The 22,696-nt window shown below is 67.5% G+C and carries 24 protein-coding genes; 13 read left to right on the forward strand and 11 right to left on the reverse strand.

Annotated elements, in window-relative coordinates; all coding sequences use genetic code 11:
* Positions 1 to 28 precede the first annotated feature (28 nt).
* The 3 genes from BN4346_RS43290 to BN4346_RS43300 all read right to left on the reverse strand — a co-directional run bounded on the left by BN4346_RS43290 (position 29) and on the right by BN4346_RS43300 (position 3,357).
* Positions 29 to 1,428 (reverse strand): IS3 family transposase gene (locus BN4346_RS43290; RefSeq protein ID WP_407695161.1). Its coding sequence is split into 2 segments (ribosomal slippage): positions 29 to 1,084 and positions 1,087 to 1,428, totalling 1,398 coding nucleotides; the frame shifts between segments, so codons are not numbered across the junction.
* Between the two features lie 233 nt (positions 1,429 to 1,661).
* Positions 1,662 to 2,567, reverse strand: a complete 906-nt coding sequence (locus BN4346_RS43295; RefSeq protein ID WP_067976318.1) for an SDR family oxidoreductase — start codon at positions 2,565 to 2,567, stop codon at positions 1,662 to 1,664.
* Positions 2,568 to 2,580: 13 nt separating this feature from the next.
* Entirely contained in the window at positions 2,581 to 3,357 is a 777-nt protein-coding gene (locus tag BN4346_RS43300) for an SDR family oxidoreductase (RefSeq protein WP_067976320.1), read from the reverse strand.
* Between the two features lie 79 nt (positions 3,358 to 3,436).
* Here BN4346_RS43300 and echA20 point away from each other — a divergent pair, with 79 nt between their 5' ends.
* The 4 genes from echA20 to ipdC are packed head-to-tail and all read left to right on the forward strand — an operon-like array spanning position 3,437 to position 6,889.
* Positions 3,437 to 4,195, forward strand: coding sequence for a (7aS)-7a-methyl-1,5-dioxo-2,3,5,6,7,7a-hexahydro-1H-indene-carboxyl-CoA hydrolase (gene echA20, locus BN4346_RS43305; RefSeq protein WP_067976322.1), 759 nt, complete (start codon positions 3,437 to 3,439; stop codon positions 4,193 to 4,195).
* The gene (gene ipdA / locus BN4346_RS43310) at positions 4,192 to 5,070 is read left to right on the forward strand and encodes a cholesterol ring-cleaving hydrolase subunit IpdA (protein WP_067976324.1); all 879 of its coding nucleotides are present in this window, start codon (positions 4,192 to 4,194) and stop codon (positions 5,068 to 5,070) included. The genes echA20 and ipdA overlap by 4 nt, the downstream gene beginning before the upstream one ends.
* Positions 5,067 to 5,819 carry a cholesterol ring-cleaving hydrolase subunit IpdB gene (gene ipdB, locus BN4346_RS43315; protein WP_067976326.1) on the forward strand — a complete coding sequence of 251 codons (753 nt, stop codon included), beginning with the start codon at positions 5,067 to 5,069 and terminating at the stop codon, positions 5,817 to 5,819. The genes ipdA and ipdB overlap by 4 nt, the downstream gene beginning before the upstream one ends.
* Positions 5,816 to 6,889 (forward strand): (3aS,4S,5R,7aS)-5-hydroxy-7a-methyl-1-oxo-octahydro-1H-indene-4-carboxyl-CoA dehydrogenase, encoded by a 1,074-nt coding sequence (gene ipdC / locus BN4346_RS43320; RefSeq protein ID WP_067976328.1) that lies wholly within the window; start codon positions 5,816 to 5,818, stop codon positions 6,887 to 6,889. Before ipdB ends, ipdC begins: the two co-directional genes overlap by 4 nt.
* 15 nt (positions 6,890 to 6,904) lie before the next feature.
* Here the strand turns inward: ipdC and BN4346_RS43325 are convergent, their stop codons facing one another.
* The 3 genes from BN4346_RS43325 to BN4346_RS43335 all read right to left on the reverse strand — a co-directional run bounded on the left by BN4346_RS43325 (position 6,905) and on the right by BN4346_RS43335 (position 9,050).
* The gene (locus BN4346_RS43325; RefSeq protein WP_067976330.1) at positions 6,905 to 7,822 is read right to left on the reverse strand and encodes an endonuclease domain-containing protein; all 918 of its coding nucleotides are present in this window, start codon (positions 7,820 to 7,822) and stop codon (positions 6,905 to 6,907) included.
* A gap of 119 nt (positions 7,823 to 7,941) precedes the next feature.
* Positions 7,942 to 8,331, reverse strand: a complete 390-nt coding sequence (locus tag BN4346_RS43330) for a VOC family protein (protein ID WP_067976417.1) — start codon at positions 8,329 to 8,331, stop codon at positions 7,942 to 7,944.
* A 32-nt stretch (positions 8,332 to 8,363) separates the two neighbouring features.
* Positions 8,364 to 9,050 (reverse strand): DUF899 domain-containing protein, encoded by a 687-nt coding sequence (locus BN4346_RS43335; RefSeq protein WP_067976331.1) that lies wholly within the window; start codon positions 9,048 to 9,050, stop codon positions 8,364 to 8,366.
* An 86-nt stretch (positions 9,051 to 9,136) separates the two neighbouring features.
* Between BN4346_RS43335 and BN4346_RS43340 the strand changes: the two genes are divergently transcribed.
* Complete coding sequence (locus tag BN4346_RS43340) at positions 9,137 to 9,742, forward strand: TetR/AcrR family transcriptional regulator (RefSeq protein WP_067976333.1); 606 nt, start codon at positions 9,137 to 9,139, stop codon at positions 9,740 to 9,742.
* 17 nt (positions 9,743 to 9,759) lie between these two features.
* Here the strand turns inward: BN4346_RS43340 and BN4346_RS43345 are convergent, their stop codons facing one another.
* The 5 genes from BN4346_RS43345 to ipdE1 are packed head-to-tail and all read right to left on the reverse strand — an operon-like array spanning position 9,760 to position 14,121.
* Positions 9,760 to 10,425: a TetR/AcrR family transcriptional regulator gene (locus BN4346_RS43345; protein ID WP_067976335.1), complete on the reverse strand. Its 666-nt coding sequence runs from the start codon at positions 10,423 to 10,425 to the stop codon at positions 9,760 to 9,762.
* 11 nt (positions 10,426 to 10,436) lie between these two features.
* Complete coding sequence (fadA6, locus tag BN4346_RS43350) at positions 10,437 to 11,603, reverse strand: steroid 3-ketoacyl-CoA thiolase FadA6 (RefSeq protein WP_067976336.1); 1,167 nt, start codon at positions 11,601 to 11,603, stop codon at positions 10,437 to 10,439.
* A 1-nt stretch (position 11,604) separates the two neighbouring features.
* Positions 11,605 to 12,183, reverse strand: a complete 579-nt coding sequence (gene kstR2, locus BN4346_RS43355) for a TetR family transcriptional regulator KstR2 (RefSeq protein WP_067976338.1) — start codon at positions 12,181 to 12,183, stop codon at positions 11,605 to 11,607.
* A 4-nt stretch (positions 12,184 to 12,187) separates the two neighbouring features.
* The gene (ipdF, locus tag BN4346_RS43360; RefSeq protein WP_067976340.1) at positions 12,188 to 12,976 is read right to left on the reverse strand and encodes a (5R,7aS)-5-hydroxy-7a-methyl-1-oxo-2,3,5,6,7,7a-hexahydro-1H-indene-carboxyl-CoA reductase; all 789 of its coding nucleotides are present in this window, start codon (positions 12,974 to 12,976) and stop codon (positions 12,188 to 12,190) included.
* On the reverse strand, positions 12,973 to 14,121 hold the full coding sequence (gene ipdE1 / locus BN4346_RS43365; RefSeq protein WP_067976342.1) for an acyl-CoA dehydrogenase IpdE1: 1,149 nt from the start codon (positions 14,119 to 14,121) through the stop codon (positions 12,973 to 12,975). Before ipdE1 ends, ipdF begins: the two co-directional genes overlap by 4 nt.
* A 106-nt stretch (positions 14,122 to 14,227) precedes the next feature.
* Between ipdE1 and fadD3 the strand changes: the two genes are divergently transcribed.
* The 8 genes from fadD3 (at position 14,228) to BN4346_RS43405 (ending at position 22,687) form a co-directional block, all read left to right on the forward strand.
* Complete coding sequence (gene fadD3, locus BN4346_RS43370) at positions 14,228 to 15,754, forward strand: 3-((3aS,4S,7aS)-7a-methyl-1,5-dioxo-octahydro-1H-inden-4-yl)propanoate--CoA ligase FadD3 (protein ID WP_067976344.1); 1,527 nt, start codon at positions 14,228 to 14,230, stop codon at positions 15,752 to 15,754.
* Complete coding sequence (locus tag BN4346_RS43375) at positions 15,755 to 16,888, forward strand: acyl-CoA dehydrogenase family protein (protein ID WP_067976345.1); 1,134 nt, start codon at positions 15,755 to 15,757, stop codon at positions 16,886 to 16,888. It begins immediately after the preceding gene.
* Positions 16,885 to 17,850 (forward strand): acyl-CoA dehydrogenase family protein, encoded by a 966-nt coding sequence (locus BN4346_RS43380; protein ID WP_067976347.1) that lies wholly within the window; start codon positions 16,885 to 16,887, stop codon positions 17,848 to 17,850. The genes BN4346_RS43375 and BN4346_RS43380 overlap by 4 nt, the downstream gene beginning before the upstream one ends.
* Positions 17,851 to 18,822, forward strand: coding sequence for an acyl-CoA dehydrogenase IpdE2 (gene ipdE2 / locus BN4346_RS43385; protein ID WP_067976350.1), 972 nt, complete (start codon positions 17,851 to 17,853; stop codon positions 18,820 to 18,822).
* A 20-nt stretch (positions 18,823 to 18,842) separates the two neighbouring features.
* On the forward strand, positions 18,843 to 19,829 hold the full coding sequence (locus BN4346_RS43390) for a linear amide C-N hydrolase (RefSeq protein WP_067976352.1): 987 nt from the start codon (positions 18,843 to 18,845) through the stop codon (positions 19,827 to 19,829).
* On the forward strand, positions 19,826 to 21,007 hold the full coding sequence (locus tag BN4346_RS43395) for an alpha/beta hydrolase family protein (protein WP_456080972.1): 1,182 nt from the start codon (positions 19,826 to 19,828) through the stop codon (positions 21,005 to 21,007). The genes BN4346_RS43390 and BN4346_RS43395 overlap by 4 nt, the downstream gene beginning before the upstream one ends.
* A gap of 5 nt (positions 21,008 to 21,012) precedes the next feature.
* Complete coding sequence (locus tag BN4346_RS43400; protein ID WP_067976421.1) at positions 21,013 to 22,188, forward strand: pyridoxal phosphate-dependent aminotransferase; 1,176 nt, start codon at positions 21,013 to 21,015, stop codon at positions 22,186 to 22,188.
* A gap of 166 nt (positions 22,189 to 22,354) precedes the next feature.
* Complete coding sequence (locus BN4346_RS43405) at positions 22,355 to 22,687, forward strand: heme-binding protein (RefSeq protein WP_235653781.1); 333 nt, start codon at positions 22,355 to 22,357, stop codon at positions 22,685 to 22,687.
* The last annotated feature ends 9 nt before the right edge of the window (positions 22,688 to 22,696 follow it).

Here is a 22,696-nt window from a genome sequence, read left to right on the forward strand (position 1 = left end):
TTGTCAAGGTGTTTGAGTCCAGTGGGTGTTAGGCGGCTGCCGTCTGGTCCTCCTGTTCGGCAGGTTTTGGTGGGTTGATCGCGGCGGCCTGGGGTAGGTCGATGATCTTGGGTGCGGTGTCGCGGCCGAACCGGTGCGGGTGGCGTGCTCGGGCGCCGGCGAGCACGACGCGGCGCTGGGTGTCCTTGGCGGCCGCCAGGCCGTAGAACACGTCAGCGGGGGTGTGCAGGCCGATGCCACTGTGGTGGTGTTCGTGGTTGTACCAGTTGACGAACGTGCCCATGAAATCTCTTGCGTGATGGATGGATTCGAAGCGCTCCGGGAACGTCGGCGCGTATTTGAGTGTCTTGAACCAGGATTCGCTGTAGGGGTTGTCGTTGGAGACCTTCGGTCGTGAATGCGAGCGGGTCACGCCCAGATCATCGAGCAGGCTCGTCACGGATTTGCTGGTCATTGAGGTGCCCCGATCAGCGTGCACGACGTGTGGGATGCCGTAGGTGCCGAAGATCTGCTCCATCATCTCCTTGGCCAGCACCCCGCATTCGCGGGCGTGCACGTGCACCCCGACGATGTAGCGCGAGTAGATGTCGATCATCACGTAGGCGTCGTAGTAGACCGCTTTGACCGGGCCCCGCAGTTTGGTGATGTCCCACGAGTAGACCTGCCGCGGTGCGGTCGCCACCAGTTCCGGGCAGACCGCCTTGCGGTGCCGAGCCAGGCGGCGCCGTTCCTTGATCTGGTTATTGGCGTCCACCAGTCGGTACATGGTCGACATTGAGCACAGGTAGGTGCCCTCATCGAGCAGGGTGGCCCACACCTGCATCGGGGCGGCATCAACGAACCGGGCACTGTTGAGCTCGGCGAGGACTCGTGCGCATTCAGCCGGCGTGAGCTTGTTGACCGGCGCCCGCATCACCGGATCACGCGGCGGCACGGGTTTGGCGCGGCGGATCGCGGTCGAGCGGTGCATGCCGGTCAACGCCGCCGCCTTGCGGGTGGTGATCCCATGGCCGCGCAGGTCGGTCCAGGCGTCCATCAGGGCTTGGTCGGCTTGTCGAGCTGCTCCGCGCTCTCGGAGATGCTTTCCAAGAGCGCGTGTGCTTTTCCCATGATCTCCAAGGCAACCTCGGTGGTGGCCAACCGTTTGCTGGTTTGAGCGAGTTCCCGCTTGAGCCGGGCGATCTCGGCCTGCTCGGCCGTCAGCTTGCCGACCTTCGCCCCGGCCGGCTTGCCCTCAAGGACGCCAGCGTCGCGTTGCTTGCGCCACTCGCTGATCAGCGAGGAGTACAGGCCCTCACGACGCAGGTAAGCACCGCCATCGTTGGTGGTGCAGGCCTGCTCGTAGGCAGCCAGGTGCGCGAGCTTGTCGGCGGGACTGAACGAGCGCCGCCGTTGCGGGCCGTCGGCACGAGGGCCACTGGATTCCATGGCCGCATTCTCCCCGGCGGTCGCCAGGCTGGAAATCGTCATCTTCGAGTTGATCCGTATCTCGCCCTGCAAGCGGATTGCTATGAACCGTTGGACTCAACTCACCCTGACACGCAGGGCCCGATGAAGGGCGGGCCGCAACGCTTCGGTGTCTGGCTAAGTAAGTATCACAATATTGACGCCCGCGTATAACGCCGCAGGTCCATGCATTGTGACTTTTAGTCCCCCGCGGCTCAGGCTCCGTACACCGGCACCGGCGGCCGCGACTGGGCCAGCAGATCGGTGACGACCGGACCCAGCTCGGCGGGGTCCCAGCGAGAGCCCTTGTCGGCCTGCGGGCCGTGCGCCCACCCCTCGGCAACCCGGATCTTGCCGCCTTCGACCTCGAAGACCTTGCCGGTCACCTCACGCGACTCGACACTGCCCAGCCAGACCACCAGCGGGCTGACGTTCTCCGGGGCCATCGCGTCGAAGGCCTGGTCCTGGGTGTTCATCATGTCGGCGAAGACGGTCTCGGTCATCCGGGTCCGCGCCGACGGGGCGATCGCGTTGACCCTGACGCCGTAGCGGCCCATCTCGGCCGAGGCGACCAGCGTCATTGCGGCGATACCGGCCTTGGCGGCCGAGTAGTTGGCCTGCCCGACACTGCCCTGCAGGCCGGCGCCGGAGCTGGTGTTGATGATCCGGGCATCCACCGTTTCGCCGGCCTTGGATTGCGCCCGCCAATAGGCGGCGGCGTGCCGCATGGTGGCGAAGTGCCCCTTGAGGTGCACGGCGATGACGGCGTCGAATTCCTCTTCGCTGGTGTTGGCGAACATCCGGTCGCGCACGATGCCGGCATTGTTGACCAGTACGTCGAGCCCGCCGAACTGCTCGACCGCGGTCTGGATGAGCTGCTCCGCCTGGGCCCAGTCGGCGACGTTGGAGCCGTTGGCGACGGCCTCCCCGCCGGCTGCAACGATCTCGTCGACCACGCCCTGGGCGGCACTGCCCCCACCGGCCGGTGAGCCGTCCAGGCCCACGCCGATGTCGTTGACCACCACCCGGGCGCCCTCAGCGGCAAAGGCCAGCGCGTGCGCCCGCCCGATTCCGCCGCCGGCTCCGGTGACGATGACCACGCGGCCGTCGAGAAGTCCCATCAGTGTTCTCTCCTTATTTGTTAGCGCTGGATGCGTCGAGGTAGGCGGGGTTCTCGCCGCCACCGTGCACGGTCAGGCTGGCGCCACTGACATAGGACGCCAGATCGGAACTCAAAAACGCTGCGGTCCAACCAATTTCAGATGGCTTGGCCAACCGGCCCAGTGGCACGGTGGCGCCGACGGCGGCCACTGATTCGGCGTCGCCGTAGAACAATTCGGATTGCTCGGTCTCGACCATGCCGACCACGATCGAGTTGACCCGCACCTTCGGCGCCCATTCGACGGCCAGCGACGTGGTCAGGCTATCCACTCCTGCCTTGGCCGCGCCGTAGGCGGCGGTGCCCGGTGACGGCCGGTGGCCGCTGACGCTGGTGATGTTGACGATCGAGCCTCCGCTGTCCTGGGTCTGCATGACGGCGTTGGCGTGCGTGGACACCAGCAGGGTGCTGAGCAGGTTCAGCTCGATGATCTTGCGGCTGAAGTTGGCCGACGCGTCGGCGGCCAACGCGAAGGGGGATCCGCCGGCGTTGTTGACTATCGTGTCGATCCGGCCGTGGGTGGCCACGATCGCTTCGATCAGGGCCTTCACCGCGTCGTCGTCGCGGACGTCGCAGGAATGGAACTCATAGGGCAGGCCGTCCACCGGGCGTCGGGCGCAGGTCAACACCGTTGCGCCCTGGTCGGCGAAGACAGCGCTGATGCCCGCGCCGACGCCGCGCACTCCACCGGTCACCAGCACCACCTTGCCGGTCAATCCGAGGTTGATCGCGGCAGCCGCAGAGTCAGACACTGTGCTAGCGTACCAAGCAAGTGCTTGCTTAGGCAGCTATAGGTGTCCAAAGACCCCAATACGACAGGGAAGTCCGCCCATGCCGATCACATCCACCACCGTCGAACCGGGGATCGTCGCGGTCACCGTCGACTTCCCACCGGTCAACGCCCTGCCCTCCCGCGCCTGGTTCGAACTCGGCGACGTCATCACCGCCGCCGGCAAGGACATGAACACCCACGCGGTGATCCTGCGCGCCGAAGGCCGCGGCTTCAACGCCGGCGTGGACATCAAGGAGATGCAGGCCACCGAGGGCTTCACCGCCCTGATCGACGCCAACCGTGGCTGCTTCGCGGCGTTCAAGGCCGTCTACGAGTGCGCGGTGCCGGTGATCGCCGCGGTCAACGGATTCTGCGTGGGCGGCGGTATCGGCCTGGTCGGCAACGCCGATGTGATCGTGGCCTCCGACGACGCCAAGTTCGGGCTGCCGGAGGTGGAGCGCGGCGCGCTGGGCGCGGCCACCCACCTGTCCCGGCTGGTGCCGCAGCACATGATGCGCCGGTTGTTCTACACCGCAGCCACCGTCCCCGCCTCGGTCCTGGCCAACTACGGCTCGGTGCACGAAGTGGTGCCGCGGGCTGAGCTCGACGAGGCCGCGCTGCGGGTGGCCCGCGACATCGCGTCCAAGGACACCCGGGTGATCCGAGCCGCCAAGGAAGCCCTCAACCTCATCGACGTGCAGAAGGTCAACTCCAGCTACCGGATGGAGCAGGGCTTCACCTTCGAACTCAACCTCGCCGGCGTGGCCGACGAGCACCGCGACGCATTCGCCGGGACCGAGAAGGGCGCCAAGAAATGAGCAAGGTCACTACCCTCGACGACGCCGTCGCCGAACTGCGCGACGGCATGACCATCGGCATCGGCGGCTGGGGCTCGCGCCGTAAGCCGATGGCGTTCGTCCGCGCCATGCTGCGTACCGACGTCAAGGATCTGACCGTAGTGACCTACGGCGGACCGGATCTGGGACTGCTGTGTTCGGCGGGCAAGGTGCGCCGGGCCTACTACGGCTTCGTCTCGCTGGACTCTCCCCCGTTCTACGACCCGTGGTTCTCGCGTGCCCGCACCACCGGGGCGATCGAGGCCCGCGAGATGGACGAGGGCATGCTGCGCTGCGGACTGCAGGCCGCCGCCCAGCGGCTGCCGTTCCTGCCGATTCGCGCCGGGCTGGGCAGCTCGGTCATCGACTTCTGGGAGGGTGAGCTCAAGACCGTCACCTCTCCGTACCCCGTCGAGGGCGGTCACGAGACCCTGGTCGCGATGCCGGCGCTGAACCTGGACGCCGCGTTCGTGCACATGAACCTCGGCGATGAGCGCGGCAACGCCGCCTACACCGGCATCGACCCGTACTTCGACGACCTGTTCCTGATGTCGGCGCAGCGCCGCTTCCTGTCGGTGGAAAAGATCGTGCCCACCGAAGAGCTGATCGCCACCACGTCACCGCAGACCCAGGTGATCAACCGGATGATGGTGGACAAGGTGGTCGAAGCCCCGGGTGGAGCTCACTTCACCATTGGCGCAGCCGATTACGGCCGCGACGAGAAGTTCCAGCGGCACTACGCCGAAGCCGCCAAGTCCGACGAGACCTGGGCGGAATTCAAGGCCACCTACCTGTCCGGCAGCGAAGACGACTACCAGGCTGCGGTCAAGGCATTCGGAGCGGAGGCACAAGCATGACCGATTCACCCACTCGCGCCGAGATCTGCGCGGTCGCCTGCGCCGAGCTGTTCCGCGACGCCGGCGAGATCATGGCCTCACCCATGGCCACGGTGCCCTCGGTCGGCGCCCGCCTCGCCCGTCTCACCTTCTCCCCCGACCTGGTGCTCACCGACGGGGAGGCCCGCATCCTGGCCGACACCCCGGCGATCGGCAAGGTCGGGCCGCTGGAGGGGTGGATGCCGTTCAACCGAGTCTTCGAAACCCTGTCGTGGGGCCGGCGCCATGTGATCATGGGCGCCAACCAGATCGACCGCTACGGCAACCAGAACTTGAGCGCGTTCGGCCCGCTGCAGCAGCCCACCCGGCAGATGTTCGGAGTTCGCGGGGCGCCCGGTAACACCATCAACCACACCACCAGCTACTGGGTGGGCGCGCACTCGTCGCGGGTGTTCTGCGAGACCGTCGACATCGTCTCGGGTATCGGCTACGACAAGGTCGACCCGGCCAACCCGGCATTCCGCTTCTTCAACCTGGGCGGCGTGGTGACCAACCTCGGGGTATTCGACTTCGGCGGTCCGTCGCATCAGATGCGCGCGGTCTCGCTGCACCCCGGGGTCACCGCCGACGAGGTCGCCGAGAACACCGCGTTCGAGGTGCACGGCTTGGGCGAGGCCGCGGTGACCCGGGAGCCCACGGTCGAGGAGCTGCGGCTGATCCGCGAGGTCATCGACCCGAAGTCGCTGCGGGACAAAGAAGTACGAGCATGAGCCGGTTGAAGACCCCGCTGACCGAGCTGGTCGGCGTCGAACACCCGGTGGTGCAGACCGGGATGGGCTGGGTGGCCGGCGCCCGGCTGGTCTCGGCCACCGCCAATGCCGGCGGGCTGGGCATCCTGGCCTCGGCGACCATGACGATCGACGAGCTGGCCACCGCGATCGCCAAGGTGAAGTCCAGCACCGACAAGCCCTTCGGGGTCAACATCCGCGCCGACGGAGCCGATGCCGGCGACCGGGTGGATCTGATGATCCGCGAGGGTGTCAAGGTGGCGTCGTTCGCGCTGGCCCCCAAGGCCGAGTTGATCGCCAAGCTCAAAGAGGCCGGCTCGGTGGTGATCCCGTCGGTCGGTGCGGCCAAGCACGCCAAGAAGGTGGCGTCCTGGGGAGCCGACGCGGTGATCGTGCAGGGCGGCGAGGGCGGCGGGCACACCGGCCCGGTCGCCACCACGCTGCTGTTGCCGTCGGTGCTCGACGCGGTAGCCGGCACCGGAGTTCAGGTGATCGCCGCCGGCGGCTTCTTCGACGGCCGCGGCCTGGCCGCCGCGCTGTCCTATGGCGCGACCGGCGTCGCGATGGGCACCCGGTTCCTGCTGACCAGCGACTCCACCGTTCCGGACGCGGTCAAGCAGCGCTACCTGGCCGCCGACCTGAACGGCACCGTGGTTTCCACCCGGGTCGACGGCATGCCGCATCGGGTGCTGCGCACCGAACTGGTGAACAAGCTCGAAAGCGGCTCACGGGCACGCGGTTTCAGCGCTGCCATCCGCAACGCGGCGAAGTTCAAGAAGATGTCGCAGATGAGCTGGCCGGCCATGGTCAAAGACGGACTGGCGATGCGGCACGGCAAGGAACTCACCTGGTCGCAGCTGCTGATGGCCGGCAACACTCCGATGTTGCTCAAAGCCGGTCTGGTGGAAGGCAACACCGAAGCCGGCGTGCTGGCCTCGGGCCAGGTGGCGGGCATCCTGGACAGCCTGCCGTCCTGCGCGGAGCTGATTAACTCGATCGTCGACGACGCAGTCGAGCACCTGCAGGCTGCGGCGTCCCACATCCAGCCCTAACCCCGAGTGTGAACCTCACGACGCAACACGCCGCGGAAGCGTCGCCAATTCCACACCCACGCCGGGGCCGGCCCAGCCAGCGGCGTACATCGCGTCCGCTACCCGAGCGATCAGCGTCGCCTTCCGGTAGCGGAGCAGCTCGGCACTGACCCGAATGATCAGCCAACCCTGCTCGGCCAGCGCCACCTGACGGTCGATGTCGCGCTGCCGCTGTTTCGGGTCGGTCCAATGCTGCGGGCCGTCATACTCGATGCCGACCTTCAATTCCCGATATCCCATGTCGACTCGCGCCACGAACCCGCCGTATTCGTCGTACACCACGATCTGGGTCTCCGGGCGCGGCAGGCCCGCGTCGATGAGCGCCAGCCGGGTGCGGCTCTCTTGGTGCGATTCCGCGCCGGCGTCGACCAGCGGCAGGATTCGTCGCAGCCGATTCAAGCCCCGCACTCCCGGATGCGCGGCGATGACGGCCTCGACGTCGGTTATCCCGATACCGGTGGCATTGGCCAGTGCGTCGACGCGCGCGACGGCAAGCACCCTCGACGGCGTTCGCCGTCCGATGTCAAAAGCCGTCCGGGCCGGGCTAGTTACCGCCATCCCGTCGACGGCTATCACCTCACCGGCTTTCAGGGTGTCGGTGTGAACGACAAGCCTTGGCGGTGGCTTGCGATTGACGTACACCAGTTCCGCGTCGAGTTCAGGGCTCACCCACTTGGACCCCAGCAGCGCTGCACCCGAGTTACCGCCGACGATTCCCCTCCGCCGCGACCACAGCCAGGCCGCGCACGCCCGTTGCCGCGCGGTCAGCGTGATGCCCCATGGGGCGTAGACACCTGGGTAGATCGGTTCGTAGAGCGTCCGCATCGCCCGCTCGGGAATCATCTTGGCAGCCAATGCTTCGACCCCAAGGAACGGCCAGTCCAGTTCTGTCATGCCCACAGCGTGCTACCGGACGTCAATCCACCCCGACAGCACTCCACAGCCCGCTGAGTGTGAATCTCACGACGCGACCCGCCGCAGCGGCGTCGCGAGATTCACACTCGGCGCAAGGGTTAGGCCTCCGCCACCATCAGGGTGTGCCCGGTCGGGTCGCGGAACCAGAACATCGGCGGAACCGGGTCCCCCATCCGCGCCACTTGAGCATCGACGTCGACACCGAGTTCGGCCATCGCGGCGTGGGTGGCATCGATGTCATCGGTGTTCAGAACGATGCCGGTGTCGGTCGGTTCGACCGGCCCGCTCTCCGGCGGCGGCGGGGCCAGGGCGATGCCGGCCAAGCCGGTGGGCGGGTAGACCTCGATCCACCGGTAGCCACCGCCCATCTCGATGTCGGTGCGCTTCTCAAAGCCCAGCGACTCATAGAAAGCCACCGCCTTGTCCTGCTCGGGCGTCGGCACGCACACCAGGTTGATCGTCTTCAGGCCGGTCTTGGTCGTGCTCATCATTCTCCTTCTGTTGGGATGGGTTGGGGACACTACGAATTGACGCCGTATAGCTGGGCGATCTGCGGCGAGCTGGCCCAGCGACTGTAGGTGGGGCCTTGCGGCCAGCCTTCGGGCGAGTCCTGCCACTGTTCCTGGCGCCCGTAGGGCAGCACATCCAGCAGCGGGAATATGTGGCTGAGCTGTTCCACCCCGCGGTGGTTGGTGCACCAGGTGCGGTAGACCGCATCGCCTTGGCGCAGAAAGACATTCACCGCGAACTGGCCACCTGGCGGCACCCCGACGTCGGTACCGAACGGACTGTTGGCGGTGCTGTACCAGGCCATCTGGTTGCCGACCCGCCGCTTGTACGCGATCGCCTCGTCGATGGGCCCCTGCGTGACAATCACGAACCGTGCGTCATAGGCGTCCAGGAAGTCGAGTCGGGTGAACTGTGAGGTGTAGCCGGTACATCCCGGGCACTGCCATTCCTGGCCCGGTGACCACATGTGGTGATAGACGATCAGTTGACTCTTGCCCTCGAACACCTCGGGCAGGCGAACCCGCCCGCTCTCGCCCTCGAGCACATAGTCGTCCATGGCGACCATCGGCAGGCGCCGGCGCAGCGCGGCGATCGCGTCGAGTTCGCGGGTGGCCGCCTTCTCCCGGACGCGCAACGCGTCAAGTTCGCGTTGCCAGGTCTGGTGATCCACCACCGGCGGCGCCGTGAAATCTGTCATCGGCGAAAACTCCCATTGTTATGTGTACGGCGTCTACATTGACTATGTTCACACCGTACACTTGAACCCGAGGGAGCTGTCAAGAGGTGACTGCGACAAAGACCGGTTATCACCACGGCGACCTGGGCGCGGCGCTGATCGACGCCGGTTTGCAGCTGACCCGGCTCGGCGGCCCAGAGGCGCTCACCGTCCGGGAGGCGACCCGGCGCGTCGGGGTCTCCCCCAACGCCGCATACCGGCACTTCGCCGACCGCGAGGCACTGTTGAGGGCGGTCGCGATCGCCATCGGCGACCGGATGGCCGCGCGCATGCTCCCCTCGGTGAGCCGACGCGGCACCGCGGCGAACCGGGCACGCAATCAGCTCCGCGCGGTCGGGCTCGGCTACATCGGATTCGCGTTGGATGAGCCCGGGTGGTTCACCGTGGCATTCTTCGGCTCCGGGGTCACCGCAGTCGACGATGACGGCGTCCCACCACCGTTTCGCGCGCTGGTCGACGCACTCGATGCGATGACGGATGCCGGCGTGCTGCAACCGCACCGGCGCGCGGGCGCGGAGTGGCCGTGCTGGTCGGCAGTGCACGGATTCGCCGAGTTGGCCCTGCGCGGGCCGCTACGCGGCGCCCCCCGCCCCGACCTGGACGCGCTCGCGCAACGAACGGTCGACGACATCATCGCCGGGCTGGTGGGCTGATTCGACGACGGCGGGGTTCAGCTGGCTTGGGCCGGCAGATGGATCCCGTTGGTGACCGTGATCAAGAATAGGGTGAGGTCGCGCGTGAGGTCGTCCATCGATCGCGGCGGATCGGTCTGGTGCAGGAAATCAGCAATGATCTCGAAGAGTCCCCCGACGGTGGCTACCGCCATCGGCCGATAGTCGACGACGTCACCGGCTTGGGCCTTGCTGCGCCAGAACGACTCGATGAAGCCCGCGGCCCACCGACGGTTCGTCCGCCGCTGCGCCTCGACCCGCGGCGAGATTCCGGCGCTTTCCCGGAACGCAACGACCGCCACCCGGGGATCGACGACCAGTTCATGGGCGAACACGGTAAGAACGCGGCGCACCGTCGCCTCTTCGGTCTCGTCGGGAGCGCTGTGCAGCAACTCCTCCTCGACCCTTGCCTCGATGCGGTCGCTGATCTCGTTCATCAGCTCCAGGTAGCAGTCTTCCTTACTGTCGAACAGTTCGTAGAAGGCCTTGTTGCCAACGTAGGCCGTTTGGCAGATCTGCTCGATCGACGTATTGAGGTAGCCGTCTCGGGCAAACAATTCGAACGCTGCGGCCAGGAGTTGCTGACGCCGCTGAGCGCGGCGCTGATCAGCGTCGAGACCGCGAATCCGGCGCCCCCGTGGTGCCGTCCGAGCCGGTGTTTCCATGACGCCCAATTTTAGCCGTCCAGCCGCTCGATGATCGTGACGTTAGCCGTGCCCCCGCCCTCACACATCGTCTGCAAACCGTATCGACCGCCGGTGCGCTCCAGCTCGTTCAGCATGGTGGTGAACAGTTTGGCCCCGGTAGCCCCCAACGGGTGGCCCAGCGCGATCGCCCCACCATTGGGGTTGACCTTCGCCGGGTCGATCGGGAATTCCTTCATCCAGGCCTGCACCACCGAAGCAAACGCCTCGTTGATCTCCACGACGTCGATGTCGTCGATGCTCAGACCGGTCTTTTCCAGCGCGTAGCGGGTGGCCGGAATCGGGCCGGTCAGCATGATCACCGGGTCGTCACCACGGGCGCTGATGTGGTGGATGCGTGCACGGGGCTTCAGGTTGTGCGCCTGTACTGCGCTTTCTGAGGCGAGCAACACCGCCGCCGACCCGTCACAGATCTGGCTGGAGACCGCGGCGGTCAGCCGGCCGCCCTCGACCAGTGTCTTGAGGCCGGCCATCTTCTCCAGCGTGGACTCCCGCGGGCATTCGTCGACCCGGAAACCGTCGACCGGGATGATCTCGTTGTCGAAACGGCCCTCGGCGATCGCGGTGAACGCCCGCTGGTGGCTCTGCAGCGCGAAGCGCTCCATGTCCTCGCGGGAGATGTCCCAGCGCTCGGCGATCATCTCGGCGCCGCGGAACTGCGAGACCTCCTCGTCCCCGTAGCGCTCCAGCCACTTCTTCGACTCGTTGGTGGGCGAGGTGAAGCCGAACTGCTGGCCGACGACCATGGCCGACGAGATCGGGATCCAGCTCATGTTCTGCACGCCACCGGCCACGATCAGGTCTGCGGTGCGCGACATGATCGCCTGCGCGCCGAACGAGATCGCCTGCTGGGACGAACCGCACTGCCGGTCAACGGTGACCCCGGGAACTCCCTCGGGGAAGCCGGCCGCCAACCACGCGAGCCGGCCGATGTTGCCGGCCTGGCCGCCGATGGCATCCACACAGCCGGTGATCACATCGTCGACGGCGGCGGGGTCGACACCGACGCGGTCCAGCAGACCACCAAAGGCCAACGCACCCAAGTCGATCGGGTGAATACCGGCCAATGACCCGTTGCGTTTGCCGACGGCGGTGCGAACAGCGTCGATGACGTACGCCTCAGAGACATGTGCGGCCATTTCAGACTCCTTCGTTGGTAATTCCACCCAGCACGATGGCGAGGTATTGCCTGCCGACTTCTTCGGCTGTCAAGGGACCACCCGGTTGGTACCAGCGCACCGATACCCAGGTGGTGTCGCGGATGAAGCGGTACACCAGGTCAACGTCGAGGTCGGGCCGGAAACATCCCGCTTCGATACCCTGCGCCAGTACGTCGAGCCACATCTTGCGTTGCTGCCGGTTGCGTTCGTCGACGTAGGAGAACCGCTCGTGGGACGACAGCCGCTTGGCTTCGTCCTGGTAGATGACGACTTGGGCGTGTCGATGCTCGATCGCGTCGAACGAGGCCAGGAACAACCCCTTGAGGCGCTCCATCGGATCGGTTTCGCTGTCCACGATCTGCTGGTAACGGGCGAACAGCCAGTCCAGGAAGTCGCGCAGCACCTCATCGACCATCTCCTCTTTGGAGGAGAAATGGTGATACAGACTGCCGGACAAAATCCCGGCGGCGTCGGCGATGTCGCGCACCGTGGTGGCGCGCAGGCCACGCTCGGCGATCATCGCCGCCGCCAGGTTCAGGAGTTCGTCACGGCGCGTCATGGCATCAGGCCCGCTGGCTGGAAACCGAGATGATCTCGCCGGTCAGGTAACTGGAGTAGTCGCTGGCCAGGAATGCGATGGTGGTGGCGATTTCCCATGGCTCGGCGGCCCGGCCGAACGCCTCGCCGTCGGCGAGCCGGTCCAGCAACTCGGCTGAGCTGGTCTTCTCCAGGAACTTGTGCCGCGCGATGGACGGCGAGACCGCGTTGATCCGCACCCCGTATTCGACCGCCTCGATCGCGCTGCACCGGGTCAGGGCCATCACGCCGGCCTTGGCCGCGGCGTAGTGAGACTGCGAATGCTGTGCCCGCCAACCCAATACGCTGGCGTTGTTGACGATCACCCCGCCGTGCGGGGCGTCCCGGAAGTAGCGCAGCGCCGCCCGGGTCGCCCGCATCACCGAGGTGAGCGTCACGTTCAGCACTCGGTCCCATTCGTCGTCGGTCATCTCGATGACCGGGGTCTGCCCGCCGAGTCCGGCGTTGTTGACCAGCACGTCGAGCCGGCCCATCTTTGCCACGGCCTCGTCGAATAGCGCGTCCACCGCGGTGGTGGAGGTGACGTCGCAGACCACCGCCTCGACCCGGCCCAGCCCGAGGTCGGCCAGTTGGTCGCGGGTCTCGCCGAGCCGGCGTTCGTGGTAGTCGGAGACCACCACGTCGGCACCTTCGAGCAGTGCACGCCGAGCGGTGGTGGAGCCGATGCCGGTGCCGGCGGCGGCGGTGACCAGCACGGTCTTGCCCTTCAAAAGGCCGTGTCCGGCAATCTCTTCCGGTGCCTGAGCCAGGTTCATCCCTTTGCCTCCCGGGGTAGGCCGAGAACCCGCTCGGCGATGATGTTGCGCTGAATCTCGTTCGACCCGCCGTAGATGGTGTCGCTGCGGGTGAACAGGTAGAGCCGCTGCCACTCGTCGAATTCGCCGTCGCGCAGCACCATCGAGTCGCGCCCGATCACGTCCATGGCCAGCTCGCCCAAGTCACGGTGCCAGTTGGCCCACAGCAGCTTCGAGACGTTATCTTGCCCGGGCTGCTCGGCGTCCATGGTGGCCATCGCGTACGACCGCATCGACCGCAAACCCACCCAGGACCGAGTCAGCCGCTCGCGGATCAGCGGGTCTTCGGCGGCGCCATTGCGCTGCGCGAGCTCGGCGAGCGCGGAAAGCTCACGGGCGTAACGAATCTGCTGCCCCAGGGTGGACACGCCGCGCTCGAAGGTGAGCGTGCCCATCGCCACCTTCCAGCCGTCACCGGGCTCACCGACCACCAGGTCGGCGTCGGTGCGGGCGTCGTCGAAGAACACCTCGTTGAACTCCGAGGTGCCGGTGAGCTGCACGATCGGCCGGATCTCGACCCCGGGCTGGTCCAGCGGCACCAGCAGGTAGGACAGTCCGTGGTGCCGCTTGGAGCCCTTCTCGGTGCGGGCCACCACGAAGCACCACTGCGACAGGTGCGCCAGCGAGGTCCAGACCTTCTGGCCGTTGATGACCCAGGCGTCGCCGTCGAGCACCGCGGTGGTGGCTACATTGGCCAGATCGCTGCCGGCCCCCGGCTCGGAGTAGCCCTGGCACCACAGCTCGGTGACATTGCGGATGCCGGGCAGGAAACGCTGCTGCTGCTCGGGCGTGCCGAAGGCGATCAGGGTCGGCCCCAAGAGCTCTTCGCCGAGGTGGTTGACCTTGTCGGGCGCGTCGGCGCGGGCGTACTCCTCGTAGAACGCCACCCGGTGCGCCACCGACAGGCCGCGCCCGCCGTGCTCCACCGGCCAGCCCAGGCAGGTCAGTCCGGCGTCGGCCAGATGGCGGTTCCACGCCATCCGCTCCTCGAACGCCTCATGCTCGCGCCCCGGGCCGCCGAGGCCCTTGAGCTCGGCGAACTCCCCGACCAGGTTGTCGGCCAGCCATGCACGGACCTCAGCCCGGAACTCCTCGACTGCTTGCACCCTTGTAGGCTAACCTACCAAGCACTTGCTCGGCTACGAGCCGTCGAGCCCAGGGAGCCCGCGCTGACGGCGGTGCAGAGTTCAGCGACGGGGAGGAGCAGCGCCTATGAGTACAGAACCGCAGACCACACCTGCGGCCCTGGACCACATCGCGCGTGCGCTGCCCGACCATGACGCCCTGGTCACCGGGGACAGCCGCTTCACCTATGCGCGCCTGCGCGACGAGGTGCGGCGAGCCGCCGCGGCCCTGATCGCCCTGGGTGTGCAGCCTGGCGACCGGGTTGCACTCTGGTCGCCCAACACCTGGCACTGGGTGATCACCTGCCTGGGCACCCACTACGCCGGCGGCGTGCTGGTGCCGCTGAACACTCGCTACACCGCGGCAGAGGCCACCGACATCCTGGCCCGCAGCAAAGCCAAGGTACTGGTCGGGATGGGCCGGTTCCTCAAGACCGACCGGCTCACCGAACTGGACCGCGCCCAGCTGCCCGACCTACAGCACGTCGTCCGGGTACCCGTGGAAATCTCCGACGGAACCTGGGACGAATTCATCGCCGCCGGCGCCGCGGTGCCGGCCGCCGACGTCGACGCCCGCGCCAGCGCCGTCGGACCCGATGATCTCTCCGACATCCTGTTCACCTCCGGGACCACCGGCCGCAGCAAGGGCGTGCTCTGCGCCCACCGGCAGTCGCTGGCCGGCCCGGCGGCCTGGGCGCAGTGCGGTCAGATGACCGCGCAGGACCGCTACCTGTGCATCAACCCGTTCTTTCACAACTTCGGCTACAAGGCCGGCATCCTGGCCTGCCTGCAGACCGGCGCGACGTTGATCCCGCAGCTCACCTTCGACCCGGCCGGCGCGCTGCGCGCCATCGAATCCCATCGGATCACCGTGCTGCCCGGGCCGCCCACCATCTACCAGACCCTGCTGGATCACCCCGAGCGTGACCGGTATGACCTGAGCTCGCTGCGGTTCGCGGTCACCGGCGCGGCCACCGTCCCGGTGGTGCTGATCGAGCGGATGCAGACCGAGCTGGACATCGACATCGTGCTCACCGCCTACGGGCTGACCGAATCCGGTGGGTTCGGCACCATGTGCCGCGCCGACGACGACGCCGTCACCGTCGCCACCACCTGCGGGCGTCCGATCGGCGACTTCGAGCTGCGCATTGGCGATTCGGGCGAGGTGCTGCTGCGCAGCGCCAACATCATGCTCGGCTACCTCGATGACCCCGAGGCCACCGCCGCGGCGATCGACGCCGACGGCTGGCTGCACACCGGCGACATCGGGACGGTGGATACCGCCGGGAATCTGCGGATCACCGACCGGCTCAAGGACATGTACATCTGCGGCGGTTTCAATGTCTATCCGGCCGAGATCGAGCAGGCACTGGCCCGCCTCGACGGCGTGGCCGACGTGGCGGTGATCGGCGTTCCCGACGAACGGCTGGGCGAAGTGGGCCGTGCCTTCATCGTGCGCCGGTCCGGGTCGACGCTCGATGAGCAAGCGGTGATCGCTTATGCCCGTGAGAATTTGGCGAACTTCAAGGCGCCGCGATCGGTGACCTTCACCGACTCCCTACCGCGCAATCCCGGCGGCAAGGTGGTCAAGCATGAATTGAGAGAGTGGGCCTAGATGGACCTGAATATTGATGCCGAGACCGAGGCCTTCCGCGCCGAGGTCCGCGACTTCCTGGCCGCGAACAAGGGCAAGTTCCCGACTGAGTCCTACGACACCGCCGAGGGTTTCGAGCAGCACCGCCGCTGGGACAAGGTGCTTTTCGACGCCGGCCTGTCGGTGATCGCCTGGCCGAAGAAATACGGCGGCCGCGACGCCAGCATGCTGCAGTGGGTGGTGTACGAGGAGGAATACTTCCGCGCCGGTGCGCCCGGGCGGGCCAGCGCCAACGGCACCTCGATGCTGGCGCCGACGCTGTTCGCGCACGGCACCCAAGAGCAGCTGGACCGCATCCTGCCGAAGATGGCTTCCGGCGAGGAGATCTGGGCTCAGGCATGGTCGGAGCCGGAGTCCGGCAGTGACCTGGCGTCGCTGCGCTCGACGGCCACCAAGGTGGACGGCGGCTGGAAGCTCAACGGGCAGAAGATCTGGAGCTCGCGCGCCCCGTTCGGCGAGCGCGGCTTCGGACTGTTCCGCTCCGACCCGCAGGCCCAGCGCCATCACGGCCTGACCTACTTCATGTTCGACCTCAAGGCCGACGGGATCACCGTGCGTGCCATCGAACAGCTCGGCGGCGAGACCGGCTTCGGCGAGATCTTCCTCGACGACGTCTTCGTGCCGGACAACGACGTGATCGGTGTGCCGAACGAAGGCTGGCGCGCCGCGATGAGCACGTCGAGCAACGAACGCGGCATGAGCCTGCGCAGCCCGGCCCGGTTCGTGGTGGGTGCCGAGAAGTTGGCGGCCATGTGGCGCCAGCACGGCAGCGATCCGGTGTTCACCGACCGCGTCGCCGACGCCTGGATCAAGGCGCAGGCCTACCGGTTGCAGACGTTCGGCACCGTGACCCGGCTGGCTGCCGGTGGTGAGCTGGGCGCGGAATCCTCGGTGACCAAGGTGTTCTGGTCCGATCTCGATGTTGCGCTGCACCAGACCGGCCTGGACATCCGCGGTGCCGACGGCGAACTCGCTGACGCTTGGACCCACGGCTACCTGTTCTCACTCGGCGGCCCGATCTACGCCGGCACCAACGAGATTCAGCGCAATATCATCGCCGAGCGGCTGCTGGGCCTGCCCCGGGAGAAGAAATGAAATTCGATCTAGACCAAGAGCAGCGGGACTTCGCGGCCAGCATCGACGCCGCCCTCGGCGCCGCCGATGTGCCCGGCGCGGTGCGCGCCTGGTCGCAGGGCAACCCCGAGCCGGGGCGTCAGGTGTGGAACCAGCTCACCGAGCTCGGCGTGACCGCGCTGGCGATGCCGGAGGAATTCGACGGCATCGGCGCCCATCCCGTCGACTTGGTGGTGGCCCTCGAGGCGCTGGGCCGCTGGTGCGTGCCCGGGCCGGTGGTGGAATCGGTTGCGGTGGCGCCGATTCTGCTGGCCGGCGCACCCGATGCCGGTTCACAACTGGCCGCACTGGCCGCCGGAGAGCTGATCGCCACGGTGGCACTGCCACCGCACACCCCACGCGCTGTCGACGCCGACCGCACCGACCTGATCCTGCTGGCCGACAATGGCCAGGCCGGCACGGCGCAGGCCGGCACCCGGCACGCGTCGGTGGACCCCAGTCGCGCCGTCTTCGACGTCACCGCGACCGGATCGACGTGGGCGGCTGACACCGCCCGCGCCTACGAGATGGGTGCGCTGGCCACCGCCGCGCAGCTGATCGGGGCCGGGCAGGCGATGTTGAACACCGCGGTCGACTACGCCAAGCAGCGCACCCAGTTCGGTCGGGTGATCGGCAGCTACCAGGCGATCAAGCACAAGCTGGCCGACGTACACATCGCGCTCGAGTTGGCCCGTCCACTGGTGTACGGCGCGGCGCTATCCTTCGCGGACAATTCCGCCGACACCGCCCGCGACGTCAGCGCCGCCAAGGTGGCCGCGTCCGATGCCGCGCTGCTGGCCGCGCATTCGGCGCTGCAGACCCACGGCGCCATCGGCTTCACCAGCGAATGCGACCTGTCCCTGTGGCTGCTGCGGGTGCAAGCCCTGCGTCCCGCGTGGGGGGATCCGACCGCTCACCGGCGGCGAGTGTTGGAGGCGATCTAAGTGGCCCGTAACGACGAACGCGACCTGCTGCGCCAGACCGTGGCCGCACTCGTCGACAAGCACGCCACGCCCGAAGCAGTACGGGTGGCGATGGAATCCGAGCGCGGCTACGACGAGAACCTGTGGCAGCTGCTGTGCGAGCAGGTCGGCGCCGCTGCCCTGGTGGTGCCCGAGGAACTCGGCGGTGCCGGTGGCGAACTGGGCGACGCCGCAGTCGTTCTCGAGGAGCTGGGCAAGGCACTGGTACCCACCCCACTGCTGGGCACCATCCTGGCCGAACTGGCGCTGCTGGCCGCGCCCGAGCCCGACGCCGACGCATTGGAACGGCTCGCGGAGGGCGGCGCGATCGGAGCGGTCGTCTTCGGCGACGACAACACGGTGGCCAACGGGGACCTGGTGGGCGCGGCCGACGTCGTTATCGGCGCCGACGGCAGCCAGCTCACCCGCTGGACTGAATTCAGCACCGAGCCGGTGGCCACCATGGACCCCACCCGGCGTCTGGGCCGGATCACCCCCAGCGCCACCGCGCCGATCGGGGAAGACCCCGGCCTCGCGGACTACGCGGCGATCCTGTTGGCGGCCGAGCAGATCGGCGCCGCGGCCCGCTGCCTGGAGCTGACCGTGGAGTACACCAAGAGCCGGGTGCAGTTCGGCCGGCCGATCGGTAGTTTCCAGGCGCTCAAGCACCGGATGGCCGACCTGTACGTGGCCGTGTCGGCCGCCCGCGCCGTCGTCGACGACGCCATCCAACAAGCCACAGTCGGGCCGTCGGCGACCTCGGCCGCATTGGCGCGCGTGGTGGCCAGCGAGGCCTTTTCCAAGGTGGCCGGCGAAGCCGTGCAGCTGCACGGCGGTATCGCGATCACCTGGGAAAGTGATATCCAGCTGTACTTCAAACGCGCGCATGGCAGTTCACAGCTGTTCGGCCTGCCGGCACAGCATCTTCGCCGGTTGCAGGCCGAGGTGCTCTAAAAGCCCCGTACGGTAGCCGCATGTGCACCCGACTGGTTTACCTCGGCCCGAACGGCAACATCATCACCGGACGATCCATGGACTGGAAGCTGGATCTGGCGACCAATTTGTGGTCGTTGCCGCGCGGCGTGAAGCGTGACGGCCGAGCCGGGGCGAACTCCGCCACGTGGACCGCAAAGTACGGCAGTGTGGTCGCCACCGGCTACGACATCTGCACCACCGACGGTTTGAACGAAGCCGGGTTGTCCGCCAACCTGCTCTGGCTGGCGGAATCCGTGTATCCGCAATACGACGCCAGCCGGCCCGGCCTGTGCATCTCGGTCTGGGCGCAGTACGCCCTGGACAACTTCGCCACGGTCGCCGAAGCCGTCGCAGCGCTGAGCACCGAACCGTTCGAGGTGGTCACCGACGGCGTACCCGGCGAGGACCGCCTGGCCACTTTGCACCTGTCGCTGTCGGACGCGACCGGTGACAGTGCGATCGTGGAATACGTTGACGGCAAGCAGGTCATCCACCACGGCCGCCAGTACCAGGTGATGACGAACTCGCCGATCTTCGAGCAGCAGCTCGCGGTCAACGCCTATTGGGAGCAGCTCGGCGGTACCGTCATGCTGCCGGGCACCAATCGAGCCGCGGACCGGTTCGCCCGGGCTTCGTTCTACGTCAACGCCATTCCGAAATCCGACGACGTGAAGATCGCACTCGCCTCGGTGCTCAGCGTGGTGCGCAACGTGTCGGTGCCGTTCGGCATCTCCACACCGGGCGAGCCGAATATCTCCTCGACCCGCTGGCGCACCGTCGCCCACCACACCCGCAAGCTGTACTTCTTCGAGTCGGCGTTGACGCCCAACGTGTTCTGGGTGGACCTGACCAAGCTGGACTTCGACGAAGGCGCCCCGGCACGCCAGTTGGCCCTCGGCTCCGACGACAGCAACATCTTCGCCGGCGAGACCTCGGCGAACTTCCAAGTCGCCGAACCGTTCGCGTTCCTCGGCGTCAACAGGTGAGTTCGATTCGCGCCACGACCTTGCTGTCGATCGGGTTGGCGGCCCTGGCGCTGGCCGCGCCGGCTGCTGCCGAACCGACTCCGCAGTGGTCGGGGCTGGACGCGCGCGCATACGCCGGTGCCATTCCCGCCGAGGGGGATCTGATCACCTCGGTACCGCTCGACCCGGCGCTGTCAGTGACCGGCGCCGCCAAAGCATTCCGGATTCTGTACGCCACGCCCGACCAGCACAACCGGCCGGCGGTGAGCACCGCCGCGGTCTTCGTACCGCATGGCGCGCCGCCGCCGGGTGGCTGGCCGGTGATCGCCTGGGCGCACGGCACCGTCGGCCTCGGGGACGACTGCACCCCGTCGGCCCGGCCGCGCAGCGCTCGCGACGACGAATACCTGTCGCACTGGCTCGATCAGGGCTACGTGGTGGTCGGCACCGACTACGTCGGGCTCGGCACGCCAGGGCTGATGAGCTATCTCAATAGCACCACCGAGGCGCATTCGGTAGTCGACTCCGTCCGGGCCGTCCATCAGCTGGACTTGCCGCTATCCCCCAAGTGGGCGATCGTCGGGCAGTCCCAGGGCGGCGGCGCGGCGATCAACAGCGCCTGGTGGGCCGACCGGCTCACCGCCGGCACCGGCCTGGACTATCGCGGCGTGGTGGCCACCGGGACTCCGGCCAACATCGAACGCTTGGTCATCGCGGCTGGACCCGAAATGCCACCCAGACAGGTACCGCCCGCGGCGATCAGCTACGCCTCGTACATCGTGGCCGCCCTACGCGAAGCGCTTCCCGAGATCCCCGTCGACAGTGTGCTGACCGCGCGCGGTCGCGAGCTGGCCGACCGGGCGGAGACCGTGTGCAAGACCGAGCTGGATCACCTGGCCGCGGGAACCACCCTCAACGACTTGTTCGTTGCCCCGGTCAGTTCTCTGGACGGGATCGGCGCGGCGCTCGACACCTTCATGGGTACCCCGACCGACGGGTATGACCGGCCGATCTTTCTCGGCCACGGCCTAGGGGACACCGATGTGCCGCCGCAGTCCACGCAGACGCTGTATCAGCAACTGACCGACAACCACCAGGATGTCGAGCTGCACATCTATCCCGATCAAGACCATTCCGGCACGGTGCTCGCCTCGATGCCGGACTCGACCGCGTTCCTCCGGCGCGTGATGGCAGGGTGAATCTCATGACCAACGATCTGGACCGCGCTGCACTGCGGGCCGGTATCCCCCCGTTCCATGTGATGGACGTGTGGCTGGCCGCTGCGCAGCGCCAACGCAGCCATGGCGATTTGGTGAACCTGTCGGCCGGCCAGCCCAGTGTGGGGGCCCCCGAACCGGTGCGCGCCGCCGCCGCCGCGGCGCTACAGGCCAACGCCCTGGGCTACACCGTCGCGCTGGGCATCCCGGAGCTGCGTTCGGCGATTGCCGGCTCGTACGCCGATCGCTACGGCCTGTCCGTCGACCCCGACGACGTGGTGGTGACCACGGGCTCGTCGGGCGGATTCCTGCTGGCGTTCCTGGCCTGTTTCGACGCCGGCGACCGGGTGGCGATCGCCAGCCCCGGCTATCCCTGTTATCGCAATATCCTGACCGCGCTGGGCTGCGAGGTGGTCGAGATAGCGTGCGGGCCCGAGACCCGATTCCAGCCCACCGCAGCGATGTTGGCCGAGATCGACGGGCCCCTGGCCGGGGTGATCGTCGCCAGCCCGGCCAATCCGACTGGGACCGTGATGGAGCCGGCGGAGCTGGCCGCGATCGCCGCCTGGTGCGATGCCGCCGGCGTGCGGCTGATCAGCGATGAGGTGTACCACGGCCTCGTCTATGAGGGCGCCCCGCAGACCAGTTGCGCCTGGGAGACCTCTCGCAACGCAGTGGTGGCCAACAGCTTCTCGAAGTACTTTGCGATGACTGGCTGGCGGTTGGGCTGGCTGTTGGTGCCGCCGGCTTTGCGCCGCGCGGTGGACTGCCTGACCGGCAACTTCACCATCTGCCCGCCGGTCCTGGCCCAGTACGCGGCGGTCGCCGCGTTCACCCCGGAGGCGATCGCCGAATCCGATGGTCACCTGCGGCACTACGCCGCCAACCGAGAGCTGCTGCTGGGCGGACTGCGGGGCATGGGCATCGAGAAGTTGGCGCCCACCGACGGGGCGTTCTATGTCTACGCCGACCTCGCGGAGCACACCGACGATTCACTGGCGTTCTGCGCGCGCCTGCTGACCGACACCGGTCTTGCGCTGGCACCGGGAGTCGACTTCGACACCGAGCGCGGCAACACCTTCGTCCGGCTTTCGTTCGCCGGCCCCACCGCGGACATCGACGAAGCCCTGCGCCGACTCCGCGGGTGGCTGCCGCTCCGGTAGGTTTACCTTCCAAGCTGCGAAATACCTGATCGAAGGGACCACTGCTATGCGCATTTCCACGACTTCTCGCTCGGTTCTCACGGCGGTCCCAGCTTCGCCTCTCCTCCGTCGAGGCTCGCTGAACCGCCTGGCGCTCGGCGCCGCAGCCGTCGGCATCCTCGGTGCGGTGGCCGCATCGACGCTGACGACCAGCAACCCGGCCGACGCCGCACCTGGCGCCTGCACGGCCGCCGGGCTCGCCAGCACTGCCAGCGGGGTGCTTGGCCAGGCCGGTGGATTCCTCAACGACCACCCGGAGACCAACGACGTGCTGACCGCCGCGGCCAGCATGCCGGCGGAGCAAGCCAAGTCTTCGGTGCAGGGTTACTTCATCGGCCACCTCGACCAGCTGTCGACGCTTCAGGGCATTGCCCAGCCGCTCACCGACCTGAAGAATCAGTGCGGCATCGCGGTCTCGCCGACCCAGCTGGCCACGCTGCTGGAGACCGTCAGCAAGTAGGTCCGGGCC

The organism is Mycolicibacter icosiumassiliensis (assembly GCF_900078685.2).
Lineage (GTDB): Bacteria > Actinomycetota > Actinomycetes > Mycobacteriales > Mycobacteriaceae > Mycobacterium > Mycobacterium icosiumassiliensis.